Source organism: Exiguobacterium sp. UBA5002, assembly GCF_002396765.1.
In the GTDB taxonomy this organism is placed as follows: Bacteria; Bacillota; Bacilli; order Exiguobacteriales; family Exiguobacteriaceae; genus Exiguobacterium_A.
The window spans coordinates 143,484-155,480 of record NZ_DGYQ01000026.1 but is presented as its reverse complement, the minus strand read 5'-3'; the positions used below and the strand labels follow the sequence as shown (position 1 = coordinate 155,480).

Here is an 11,997-nt window from a genome sequence, read left to right as displayed (position 1 = left end):
AGAAAAAGTCCTTCTCGTCAGGAGGGACTTTTTCTTTTGTCTATGATTGAACACAAAAAGGACAGTTCAGCACGCTGAACTGTCCTTTTTATTGTTTTTATCATGCGTGTGCCGAATCTTTTAAGTGACGCCATACTTTTCCATCACAGTACGATAGAGAAGCACATTTTTGTTGCAAGACCAGTTTTTTTAATTCGTGTTCAATCTGGGATTCAGGAGCGTCATAAATAAAGGCGATTTCAGCCGTTGTTGCTGTTTCATACCGTCTCAAGAATTGTTCGAGTGGTGGCTTCGGTTGTTTTTCGATCGTATGATCTAGCAATTCACTTAAGATCGAGACATACACCAAATACTCATAAGGTCCTTCTGCTTTGATCGCTTCTTCGTCTCCGACGAAAGCGAGTGTTGGAAGAATCCGAACATCCCATTCGGTGACTAGTTCAGTTTCTTTCTCGAGCATTTGCTGAATCGTATCCGACGAGACATCACGATGGAACTCATCTAAATCCAAACCATACTCCGTTAATGCTTCTGCTAGCCGCATCAATGATGGCCGACTATAAGCACTTTCTCCTTCGACGTTATGAAGCATTCGAAGGCGTCGCATGAATCGCATACCAAACGTTTTTCCTTGAAGCTCAATTGCTTTTAGAATGACGAGTGGTGACATGTCGCATGCGGATCGTGATGGAGCACATGGAATCGTTGCAATCGTCCGAAGACGGAACAGATGACCATATTCTAGTTCTAACTTCTTGAGAACGGGTATCAACCGTAAACCATCCGTTTGTGTCACATCTAGAAAATGATAGATTTCCAGAGGTTTCGTCGGTTGTTGAATCGATGGTTCGTCCAATGAACAATAAGATCCGTTACATTGTGCGTGTTCCATCCGTTCACCCCTTCCTGTTGTTATCGTTACCCTATTTTAGCAACGAAAAAAAAGAAAGAGCAAAGGTTTTGCTTGTTCATTCTTACACGAAAAATCAAGAAAGCGCTTTACGTTCCATGAAGCGGACGATTTTATTTTTTGTTTTGCGCTGTGGAATGTCGTGTTCTGAAAGAATTCGCTCGAAATCCTTTTGCCCTTGTTCGAAGTTACTGACCTCAAACTCTAACTCATAATCGGTGTGTCCGAGATAGCGACTTTTATCAAGGACAAGCAATCCTTCCGGGAGCGCGGTTTCGATTCGTTCTGTCTCTAATCGACCTAAATGCTCTAAAGATCCCTGTAAATCAAATGACTTTAGCTGTTCGTTCATCTCTTCGGAATGAATTAGACCGTATTTGAATAGATCTTCTGCTTCAGTTGATGATAACGTGACATGCGTTTCAAGCAATCCCTCCTCATGGGGTTGCTTTAAAGTCAGTACGAGTCCTTGTTTTTTCTCACGAATCCGTAAAGCAGCACCTTTTTTTCGAAGTTCAAAATCAGGCGTATCAAAATAATCGTTTGCTTGCCAAATGGGTTGTTTAGCTGACGCATAATGGGTAAATAACGATAGATATTCTTGTTCAGACAATAAGTTCTTAAATTCGATTTCCAATTCTTGTCTAATCGGAATCACGCCTTTCTAGTTGAATGTCTGAAAATATGATAACATGAATGAGGTAGGAACTGGCAGTGAACCAATACTATTCGATTAAAAGTGGTGACAAATCAGATGACAAAAGAAAATTGGGATTTATTTCTTGCACCGTATCAAATCGCGGTCGATGAGTTGAAAGTTAAGCTAAAAGCGATTCGTAAACAATTTCAGCAACGGGGAGAACATTCACCGATTGAATTTGTCACAGGACGGGTCAAACCTGTAAAGAGCATTCTTCAAAAAGCGGAACGAAAAGCAATTGCGCGTGAGTCATTAGAACAAGACATGCAGGATATCGCCGGATTACGCATCATGTGTCAATTCGTCGATGATATCATTCATGTCCTTGAGCTGTTACGCTCGCGCGGAGATTTTAAAATCGTCGAAGAACGGAACTACATTACGCAAAAAAAGGATAGTGGCTATCGATCGTATCACGTCATCATTGCCTATCCGGTACAGACGATCGAAGGTGAAGTTCCGACGTTAGTCGAGATTCAAATTCGAACGCTTGCGATGAATTTCTGGGCAACGATTGAACACTCGTTGAATTATAAGTACCAAGGAAATATTCCGGAAGAGACGCGTGAGCGTCTGCGTCGTGCAGCAGAGGCAGCATTTTTGCTTGATGCGGAGATGAGCCAGCTGAAAGTAGAAATCCAAGACGCACAACTCGTCTTTCAACGCGACGCTAAGGCGTCTGAACGATTAAAAGAGTAGGGGGATGACCATGCGTTTTGCAATCACGGCTCGTGATGATGAGCGATCTCATGCGCTTAAACAGCAACTCGAGCAGGCATTGACGGATCGGGGATGTATTCTTGATGTCAGCCAACCGGAAATCGTCGTCTCGATCGGTGGAGACGGAACGATGTTACAGGCGTTTCATTCGTATCTCGATCAAGTAGAGACAATTACGCTTGTTGGGATTCATACGGGGCATCTTGGTTTTTATGCGGATTGGCGCCCTGAAGAAATGGATGAACTGATTGATCATATCGCGAAGCAGGATTTAGCGACGGTTCAATACCCGTTGCTTGAACTCTCGATTGATTATGCGGACGGTTCACACAACCAACTGCTTGCCTTGAATGAATGTACGATTAAAAGTTTTAATCAGACGCTCGTTTGTGATTTATCGATTCGAGGCGACTACTTCGAGACATTCCGAGGTGATGGACTGTGTGTATCGACACCGTCTGGTTCGACAGCGTACAATAAGGCACTCGGCGGAGCGATCGTTCACCCGGCGCTCGAAGCAATTCAAATTACAGAGATGGCTTCCATCAACAATCGTGTCTACCGGACGATCGGCTCACCGATGTTGCTACCGAAACATCATGATGTCGAAATTCGTCCCGTCAATCCGATTGATTTTCAGATGACCTATGACCACTATGCTTCGATCATTCATCAAAACGTGACATCGATTCGGTGCCGGGTCTCTGATAAAAAAGTGAAATTTGCTCGTTTTCGTTCTTTCCCGTTCTGGCAACGGGTGCGGGAATCTTTCCTGGCAGACGAAAGACGTTAAAGTAAAGGAAATGGAAACATGAATGGATTTCAGCTACAACAGATGGTGACTGACATCGAGGATGGCTGGCGTGTCAGTCATTTTTGTACGACCCGCTTAGGGATTTCGCGGAAAATGTTAGTATCGATTAAAAATCATGGGGATATTACGCGTAATGGTCAGCATGTTAACGTCCACGACGTCTTACACGCGGGTGATCATGTCCATGTCTTCTTCCCGGAAGAGACACCAGCACCGGATATGGTGGCGACAGAAGGGGAACTTGATATTTTGTTTGAAGATGATTGGTTGCTCGTCGTCAATAAACCGCCGGGCATGGCATCGATTCCGTCTCGACTGCATCCGGAACGCTCATTATCGAACTATGTCCTTGGTTATTACCGAAAACAAGGAATTCCGTATGCGATCCATATCGTTAATCGGCTCGATCGTGATACGAGTGGTCTTGTCTTGTTCGCGAAACACGGGCTTGCCCATCACCGGATGAGTCTCATGCAACGATCCAATGAATTAGAACGACATTATTTAGCGTATGCACCCGGAAACGTACCGGTACAAACAATTGATCAACCGATTGGTCAAACCGATCATTCCTTCATGGAACGGATGGTACGACCAGATGGTCAACGAGCCATCACACATATCTTAAATAGCCGTCTAGTTCGAGCCTTTGACCAAGAAATCTCATTACTCGATATCCGACTAGAGACAGGTCGGACACACCAAATTCGTGTCCACCTTGCTTTTCTTGGGCATCCTTTGATTGGCGATACGATGTATCAAGGGAACCCGTTACTCCCGCGTCAGGCGCTTCATAGTGCGTCAGCAACGTTCCTTCATCCTGCGACGGGAGAACAGGTTCGTTTTGAAGCACCACTTCCTGAGGATCTCCGACTGGAATGATAAAGTGCACAAATAAAAGGCAATGGACTTGGTCCACTGCCTTTTATTTGTGTTTAGTCTTCATCGAACATGGAAATCCGAGATTGAGAGGCGATTGCCATGATCAATCCTAGACCGACGAGGTTTACGATCATCGTTGATCCACCATAACTGATGAACGGTAGGGGAAGGCCTGTGATCGGTAAGACACCAATCGTCATCCCGATGTTTTGGAAAATTTGGAACGTAAACATCGCGACGTATCCTGTCACGATATAGGTACCAAATGGATCCGCTGTCTCGAGAGCAATCTGAATCAACCGATAGACGAACAGGAACAATACGATCAAGACGATGGCAGCCCCGATGAAACCGTAGTGAGAGGCAATCGTCGTAAAGATGAAGTCTGTATGCAATTCCGGAACGAACACTTGCAGTTTCCCGTATCCAACGCCGAACATTTGCCCTGAACCTGTAGCGTTGATTGCTTGGACGAGCTGGTACGACAGATCATCCGCATATTCGAACGGTTGCAACCAAGCCATGATCCGGTTCATCGCGTGACCTGGGAAAAAGGTTGCGAGTAAATCATTTTGGAAAAAGAACAGGTAAAAGAAGATGATGACGGCTCCTGCGAACAGACCGAACATCGTCAAAAGCCATTTCCAGTTTAGTCCGGATAACAACATCGCACATGCTAAGATGACGCATAGAATCAAACCGATCCCTAAATCGGGCTGAATGATGATAAGACCGAGCGGCAAGGCTGTAACCGCGACTAACTTGATAAGTAACAAGAGATCTCTTTCATGTTGAACATAACGCGCATTGTGCTCGGTAATGACGGCAGCGAGCGTCACGATCAAAAAGAACTTCATGAACTCAGCCGGCTGAACCGTACCGATAACCGGGAATTGATACCAACCGTATGCCCCTTTGATTTCAGTGACGATTGGTGTACCACGGAAAATGACAAGACCGATTAACGATACGATACCTGCTCCATATAAAAACCAGTGGAATCGCTTCAACTGTTCATAATCGATGAAAATGACGACGGATAACGCCATGAAGCCGATGACATACCATTGAATTTGTTTGGCAGAGAAGTTGATGGCACTGATCGCACCTTTAAGCGAAGGTTGTGCTGTATAGATGGCGATGATACTGATGACCATCAGACAGGCGAGTAAAAAAAGCAACGTATGATCATAACGTTGTGTAAATGATTTGAATCGATTCATTTCATCCCTACTTTCTATCACTTTCTATATTACCGTAATTTATCAAATCCGCAATATCAAGAGCGATGGTTGACAGAAGCGTTACGTTTTTGTAACCTGAAGATAGGTTTTATTACCAGGTACTAATTCAAGGGGGACTTTATCATGAATATTTATCCTTCACTCGAAGGCAAGACGTACGTCGTCATGGGCGTCATCAACCAACGTTCGATTGCATGGGGCATCGCACGTGCGCTCGACGCTGCTGGAGCAAGCCTGGCATTTACATATGTCGGAGAACGTTTCAAGGCACCACTTGAAAAATTAGGACAAGAATTATCACGACCGGCTTCTTATTATACGTGTGATGTCACGAGTGATGAAGAGATCGAACAGGTCTTCCAAACAATCCATGCAGATCACGGTAAAATTTCAGGAATCGCTCACTCGATCGCATTCGCGGATAAAGAAGCGCTTCGTGGTGAGTTTTCAGGTGTAACGCGTGAACAGTTCGCGCAAGCACTTGATATCTCTGCCTACAGCTTAACAGCAGTCGTCAAAGCGGCGAAAGATTTCTTTACGGAAGATGCATCCGTCATCACGTTGACGTACCTCGGTGGTGAGAAGATGGTTCCGAACTACAACGTCATGGGTGTTGCGAAAGCCGCATTAGATGCAAGCGTTCGTTATCTCGCTGCTGAATACGGTCAGCAAGGCGTTCGTGTCAATGCGATCTCAGCTGGTCCAATTCGGACAGTATCCGCAAAAGGTGTCGGCGATTTCAATTCGATTCTTGATAGCATCGAAGAACGTGCGCCACTTCATCGTAACGTGACGACAGAACAAATTGGTCAAAGTGGACTGTTCTTGCTTTCACAAATGTCGAGTGGGGTGACAGGAGAAATCCTTCACGTCGATAGTGGATTCCACATTCTTTAATAGATAACAGATTGAACCAAGCTTTCCTGAGAAGGGGGCTTGGTTTTTTTTGTGCTGGATCGGGGAAGTGTCAAATATGAACATGTTGAAGGAGAGAGGAAGTGCAGAGGATGAACGCAATCGATTTTACAGTCGTACAATATGTCAATCGTCAAGTACGTGTCGATCCACAGCTAAAGACTGAACCAGTCGCTCGAGTTCAACCGATACGCCCAACTGACCCTTACCGCGAACACGAAGCGGACGACTTTTTAGAAGAACAGGCAAATGCATACGGTGTATTACCAGAACTAAAACTTCCCGGTCGAAGCTTCGACCGGGAAGTTTAATCATTCATTGACCTGTGAAGCGGAATGTCTCATAGACACTCCAAGCACCGTTCTCCAGTTCATACAATAAAGCCATTTTCGTGACGTCCTCTTGGAAACGGATATCTTCCATCTTGAGACGTTCTAGTACATCGAACAGTTCGACATCCGACAGTTCTTGACCGATTGTGATGTGTGGCAAGAAATCGTATTTCGGCTTATGTTCGAGTGGTCCCGTATGCAAAGCGCGATGTAATTGTTCTAACTCATCCGTAGGCATTACTTTAAGGAACAAGACATTGTTCGTCGGATGGAACGAACGAGCTCCTTGGATGTGCAAATTGACAGGCTTCGTTTCGGACGCGATTCGATTCAACTCCGTCACGATGTGGTCTAATTCTGTCTCATCGACTTCCATCCGCTCCCGTAGCGTGATATGAGGTGTGATCAGTGCATACTTCGAGTCATATCTCTTTCGGTATGAATTTGCAAAATCTTGAACGCGTTTCGATGGAAACAATACAACCCCGATGTTCATCGAAAATCCCCTACTTTCCCCTGAAATGATAACGCTTTACAAAATAATCATGACGGATTCTGGCGTCGATGTCAAAGAAGTTTGAGAGGAGCTTCAGAATCCGTGTATACTAATGAAGTACTTTGTTGGAGAGGTGGATATAGTCATGAAGAAAACACATTCAAAAGAGGTCAAACAGGCAGCTATCGATAAGTTACACGAACGAGGGGTGACGATTCATGCAATCGCTGAGATCGTGTACCAAATGCAGGCCCCATACACAGTGGATCTGACAATTGAAACATGTGTCAGTTCAGTGGAACGTGTTCTTGAAAAACGTGAATTACAACATGCGATTCTCGTCGGAGCAGAACTAGATATCTTGGCGGAAAAAGGGTTATTATCAGAACCCCTCCTGTCCATCATCCAAAGCGATGAAGGGCTATTTGGCGTAGATGAGACGATTGCGATTGGTGCCGTCAACACGTATGGTTCGATTGCGGTTACGACGTTCGGCTATTTGGATAAAGCAAAGGTCGGTATTATCAAAGAACTCGATACGAAGCTTGGGGACGGAAAAGTCAACACGTTCATGGATGATATCGTCGCGGCCATCGCAGCAAACGCATCCGGACGACTAGCGCATCGCTTGCGAGATAAGGAAGACTATTCCGCAGAAGAATTAGAAGAACGTAAGGGGACATACTGATGCGGGGTGCGAGAGCGGCGTGGATAGGTGCATCCATTGCTGTCGTCTTGTTCGTGATCATCGCTGTCTCCATTCGGATGACAGGCTATTTTTTATTTGATGCCCAATTATCGTCATACATGTCGCAACACGTCCCAGGGGATTACGTTTCTTGGTTTACTCAACTCGGATCAGGTCCAGGGGCGATGACGATGACGGTGTTACTTGGTATACTGAGTTATGTATTGTGGCGAGATCGTATCGCAAGCATCTGGTATGTGATCATGGCAATATCAGTAGGTGTATTGAATCAAGTCGTTAAATTCGCTTTCGTCCGAGAGCGCCCCTCGTTAAATGAATTGGTTGGTGGCGTAGGATACAGTTTTCCGAGTGGTCACTCAGCGATGGCTTTTGCCGTATATGCTGGATTTCTCGTCGTTGCGTTTCGTCATCTTAAAACAGGTGGGAAGGTACTTGTATCGATCGTGACGATTGGTTTATTTCTCGCCATGGGAGCTTCTCGAATCATTTTAAACGTTCACTATTTCTCAGATGTAATCGGTGGATATTGTTTTGCTGCGATTCTTTTATGTAGCTCCTATGCATTCATCGTCTCCCGTAGAAAAAAAGGAGTGGCTTGATGTTACTGTTAGATGTTGATCATAGTTTATTATTTGATGAAGAGACGATGCGCTCCATCGACAAGCCGACGTTGCTTGTCGAGCGAGTCGCTGGGCGACCTCGTTTCATGACGATGCGAGCGCATCTCAGATTAAAACGGTTAGTATCGATTAACGGTGTTGTTCCGGTGACGAAACGAACGATGGAAGAGTACCAGCAGTTGGAACTCTTTCAAATCGATGCGCCACCTAAGTGGGCAATCATTGACGATGGAAAGATTTTGCTTAAAGAAGGAAAAGTTGATCGTCGATATGAAAATTGGCTTCGTCAATTCAATAAGGAGACATCACTTGATTCCATCCTTGAGTATCTCATCGAAATGGAACAAGTTTCGATTGATGTATATCCTTCTGAGACGTTATCCAGTGTAATCACGCTTCCGCATGAACCGATTCAACGGACGACGGACGAAGCCGTATTATTAGAAGAACTATTTCGTAAGTATGAAACGACATGAAAAAACCGGACGGTCTCAAGCAGACCGTTCGGTTTTCATCGTTTCGTGCAAGATATCAAGTTGTTGGTAAAGGAATCTCATCGAACCAGTACACACCGACCGTCTCAGCGCCAGCATGCGCCAAGATGGAAGGACCAAATTGGGTAATGCGTACTTGAAGCTCCGGATGTTCTGTAGAAATCAAGCGCCATAATTCTTCAGCAGCGGCATGAGCGAGCGTATGACTGACATAAAGCGTCCGATCATATACACCATGAGCACTGACTTTTGATGAAATTTCACTGACCATTTCTTTAAAAGCTTTTTTGATGGAACGGACTTTTTTAAATGGGACAAGTCGTCCTTCCTCATTAAATTGAGCGATTGGTTTAATATTGAGCATGTTTGCTAGTAAAAATTGACTTCCTGAGACACGTCCGCTCCGTCGCATCGTCTCCATATTTCCGATGATCAGATAAAAATGCGATTTGTGTTTGAATGTCTCAAGCGTAGACATGACTTCATCTGGACCTTTACCAGCAGCAACGAGTCGTTGTGCGATCCGGACAAGTTCTTGCTGATTCGCAGCACCTGTATACGAATCAATCGCGTATAAGGGGAAACCGACGGCTTCAGCTGCAGCGACAGAACTCGAATATGTGCCGCTCAGTCCACTCGTGATATGAATCGCATACCCATAATCATAACCATCTTCAAGCAATTGTTCATACAAGGTTACGAAATCACCGAACGATGGTTGAGAAGTCGTCGGTGAAGCGTGGGAATCTTCTCGCATTTTTTGATCAAGCTGTTCAATCGAGATATCGACATACTCCCGGTAAGACTCTCCGTTTAAGATGAGTAAAGTCGGTATCACATGGACTCCGATTTTTTCAGCCTCTCCTGGCTCAAAAAAAGCCATGCTGTCGGTAATCCAAGCAATCTTATCCATGTATATGACGCCTCCATTAATAGAACCATTTTGTTCATCATACCATAGCGATGAAAGTGGAATCACTAGCTAGCGCGTTTTTGTGTGATAGAAGCACTGGAAACGTGTCCAAACCATGAACTGATACCGAAGGCGATGAGTGTTGGGAATAACCATTCTAAACTTTGATCCACTAAAGGCAAGGATTGATAGAACGTTTTAAGATTTCCCGGGAAAAGCGAAAGTTGATTTAACGCACTACAGAATGAGAAGAAAATCGTTACACCAAGAGTTGATTGATAAACAACCGACTTACGACGGAACAGATGACGCATGAATGTCAAAGCGATCAAGACGATGACGATTGGATAAAGGAACATCAATACCGGAACAGCGATAGATAACAATGTCTGCAATCCGACGATGGATACCGTAAGACCAAGAGCAGTCGTGAAGATACTTGCCGCTTTTAAAGATACACGGTTGGAAATCGTCATCATATATTCTGCAAATGCGGTGACGAGACCAACTGATGTCGTCAAACATGCAAGCAAGATCGCAAGACCAAGTACAGCTAAACCGATTGAGCCGAAGGCAGTATTTGCATAATGCTGAAGAAGTGCTGGACCATCAACTTTTCCGATGGCGGCAAATGTGTTACGTCCGATCATTCCAAGTCCGACATAGACGAGAGTCAAAGCAGTGGCAGCGATGATTCCGGCACGAGTGACGACTTTAAATAGTGCTTTTCGTTCATGAACGCCTCGGCTTTTCAATGTATGCAGTACGACGACACCAAATACCAAGGCACCGAGTGCATCAAGTGTTAAGTATCCTTGAAGGAAACCTTGAATGAATGCCTGTCCAGTCGTCTCATACGCTTCGTTTGGTGAAGAGACACTCGAAAGTGGCGAAATGATGCTACTGATGCTTAATGCTGCAAGAGCAATCAGTAATAATGGTGTGATGAAACGCCCGATGATCTCAAGTAATCTTCCTGGTCGTAGTACAAGATAAAGTGTGGCAAGGAAAAAGAGACTCGATGAGATGATCAACGTCATTTGTGAGGGAGCACCAAGGAATGGTACGACTCCGAGCTCATATGTGACAACCGATGTTCGCGGAATCCCGAAAAAGGGACCGATCGCAACATAGAGCGCAAACGTCAAGGCAGCACCTACAAAACGAGGGAGTGGTGCAGCAAGTGTTTTGATGCCACCTCCGATAGAGGCAACTGCAAGTAAGCCGAGCAAAGGAAGACCGACACCCGTTACGATAAAACCAAGGATGGCAGGAAGGAACTGTGAACCCGCAAGCGCACCGAGTTCCGGTGGGAAGATCAGGTTACCCGCACCGAAAAATAAAGCAAAAATCATAAATCCTAGAGCAAATGTATCTTTTGTCTTAAACATGTGTTGTCCTCCATTCATCCTAATTTCATAAAAAAAAGCCTCATCCACTAAATTTGTGGATAGGCGTCGTTTGCTCAGACGCCTTGTCGAAATGACGAAAAGGGCCTGGATCTTCATTTTCTCAAACGAGAAATGAATCTTCAGTCCCTACTCTTAATCACAATCAGTCGTTCTTGGATGAGCGTTGCGTGTGTCATGTTTAAAACCTCCTGTTTGAATTTTTCTAAGGATAACATGAAGAAATTAATAAAACAATATTTTCTGAAAATTCACCGCCGAATTTTTGAAAACAAATAACGTCTTGAGGAGAGATAAGGGTCTCTACTCAAGACGTTTTACGTTACACATCAGCTCGTTGCAATCGAGCGCGTTTTTTTGTGGCGTTTCAATTTATGGAGGAGCCAAGCGTGAACGACCTCACAGGATTGACGTGGTAACGTCAGTTCAACAAGCGATTCCTGCTGTTGCCCTTTAATGATGAAAAGTCCATTTTCTTCATCGACAGGGGCGATGGTCATTGAACTCGCCTCATTCAGCGACAATTTCACTTCACCGAGTGTCGCATCCTTTAATTTCAGGATGTTCCCATTTGTCGCAAATTTCGTGAATGAGCCAATTCCGTTCACTTTTAACTGATCCATATTGAATTCCTCCTTCTGTTGATTCCAGTACTGTCCCTATAAAAAACCGGGTCTAACTTCTATCTTGAAAAGGTTATCCTCATTATAGCGAAGTCTTCACCAGATGCTAGTCTTATTTTGTGTGAAAATTCGAAAAATTTTTTAACAATATTGTCATATGGATAGGAACACCTGTTAAGAGGGAATCATCATGTGAAATTCAAATAGAACAAAAGC

15 protein-coding genes are annotated in these 11,997 nt (G+C 44.5%); 8 read left to right on the top strand and 7 right to left on the bottom strand.

Going from position 1 to position 11,997, the window contains the following annotated elements:
• Positions 1-100: 100 nt before the first annotated feature.
• Together B4C70_RS08000 and B4C70_RS07995 are read right to left on the bottom strand one after the other, a co-directional pair.
• Positions 101-892: a DsbA family protein gene (locus tag B4C70_RS08000; RefSeq protein WP_050677567.1), complete on the bottom strand. Its 792-nt coding sequence runs from the start codon at positions 890-892 to the stop codon at positions 101-103.
• Between the two features lie 94 nt (positions 893-986).
• Positions 987-1,568, bottom strand: a complete 582-nt coding sequence (locus B4C70_RS07995) for a CYTH domain-containing protein (protein WP_290778264.1) — start codon at positions 1,566-1,568, stop codon at positions 987-989.
• Between the two features lie 96 nt (positions 1,569-1,664).
• Between B4C70_RS07995 and B4C70_RS07990 the strand changes: the two genes are divergently transcribed.
• Genes B4C70_RS07990 through B4C70_RS07980 form a run of 3 tightly spaced genes read left to right on the top strand, consistent with a single transcriptional unit; the run spans position 1,665 to position 4,026 of the window.
• Positions 1,665-2,309 (top strand): GTP pyrophosphokinase, encoded by a 645-nt coding sequence (locus B4C70_RS07990; protein ID WP_035396676.1) that lies wholly within the window; start codon positions 1,665-1,667, stop codon positions 2,307-2,309.
• 10 nt (positions 2,310-2,319) lie between these two features.
• On the top strand, positions 2,320-3,123 hold the full coding sequence (locus tag B4C70_RS07985; RefSeq protein WP_023468882.1) for an NAD kinase: 804 nt from the start codon (positions 2,320-2,322) through the stop codon (positions 3,121-3,123).
• Between the two features lie 18 nt (positions 3,124-3,141).
• The gene (locus tag B4C70_RS07980) at positions 3,142-4,026 is read left to right on the top strand and encodes an RluA family pseudouridine synthase (RefSeq protein WP_214858071.1); all 885 of its coding nucleotides are present in this window, start codon (positions 3,142-3,144) and stop codon (positions 4,024-4,026) included.
• 53 nt (positions 4,027-4,079) lie between these two features.
• Here the strand turns inward: B4C70_RS07980 and B4C70_RS07975 are convergent, their stop codons facing one another.
• Positions 4,080-5,249: an FtsW/RodA/SpoVE family cell cycle protein gene (locus B4C70_RS07975; protein WP_029342211.1), complete on the bottom strand. Its 1,170-nt coding sequence runs from the start codon at positions 5,247-5,249 to the stop codon at positions 4,080-4,082.
• Positions 5,250-5,393: 144 nt separating this feature from the next.
• On the opposite strand from B4C70_RS07975, the gene fabI reads away from it, so the two are divergent.
• On the top strand, positions 5,394-6,167 hold the full coding sequence (gene fabI / locus B4C70_RS07970) for an enoyl-ACP reductase FabI (RefSeq protein WP_029342212.1): 774 nt from the start codon (positions 5,394-5,396) through the stop codon (positions 6,165-6,167).
• A gap of 110 nt (positions 6,168-6,277) precedes the next feature.
• Positions 6,278-6,496, top strand: coding sequence for a hypothetical protein (locus tag B4C70_RS07965; protein WP_023468878.1), 219 nt, complete (start codon positions 6,278-6,280; stop codon positions 6,494-6,496).
• Positions 6,497-6,500: 4 nt separating this feature from the next.
• Here the strand turns inward: B4C70_RS07965 and B4C70_RS07960 are convergent, their stop codons facing one another.
• Entirely contained in the window at positions 6,501-7,013 is a 513-nt protein-coding gene (locus B4C70_RS07960; RefSeq protein ID WP_023468877.1) for a YjcG family protein, read from the bottom strand.
• A 145-nt stretch (positions 7,014-7,158) separates the two neighbouring features.
• Between B4C70_RS07960 and B4C70_RS07955 the strand changes: the two genes are divergently transcribed.
• Genes B4C70_RS07955 through B4C70_RS07945 form a run of 3 tightly spaced genes read left to right on the top strand, consistent with a single transcriptional unit; the run spans position 7,159 to position 8,818 of the window.
• The gene (locus B4C70_RS07955) at positions 7,159-7,701 is read left to right on the top strand and encodes a phosphatidylglycerophosphatase A family protein (RefSeq protein WP_034786059.1); all 543 of its coding nucleotides are present in this window, start codon (positions 7,159-7,161) and stop codon (positions 7,699-7,701) included.
• A complete protein-coding gene (locus tag B4C70_RS07950; RefSeq protein WP_133207554.1) occupies positions 7,701-8,321 on the top strand; it encodes a phosphatase PAP2 family protein in 621 nt (206 codons plus the stop codon). The genes B4C70_RS07955 and B4C70_RS07950 overlap by 1 nt, the downstream gene beginning before the upstream one ends.
• Complete coding sequence (locus tag B4C70_RS07945; RefSeq protein ID WP_290778255.1) at positions 8,321-8,818, top strand: hypothetical protein; 498 nt, start codon at positions 8,321-8,323, stop codon at positions 8,816-8,818. The genes B4C70_RS07950 and B4C70_RS07945 overlap by 1 nt, the downstream gene beginning before the upstream one ends.
• A 55-nt stretch (positions 8,819-8,873) precedes the next feature.
• Here the strand turns inward: B4C70_RS07945 and B4C70_RS07940 are convergent, their stop codons facing one another.
• From B4C70_RS07940 to B4C70_RS07930, 3 genes are all read right to left on the bottom strand, one after another.
• A complete protein-coding gene (locus B4C70_RS07940; RefSeq protein ID WP_290778252.1) occupies positions 8,874-9,749 on the bottom strand; it encodes a DegV family protein in 876 nt (291 codons plus the stop codon).
• A 65-nt stretch (positions 9,750-9,814) separates the two neighbouring features.
• A complete protein-coding gene (gene brnQ, locus B4C70_RS07935) occupies positions 9,815-11,140 on the bottom strand; it encodes a branched-chain amino acid transport system II carrier protein (protein ID WP_290778249.1) in 1,326 nt (441 codons plus the stop codon).
• 347 nt (positions 11,141-11,487) lie between these two features.
• The gene (locus tag B4C70_RS07930; RefSeq protein ID WP_050677561.1) at positions 11,488-11,781 is read right to left on the bottom strand and encodes a hypothetical protein; all 294 of its coding nucleotides are present in this window, start codon (positions 11,779-11,781) and stop codon (positions 11,488-11,490) included.
• Positions 11,782-11,997 lie beyond the last annotated feature (216 nt).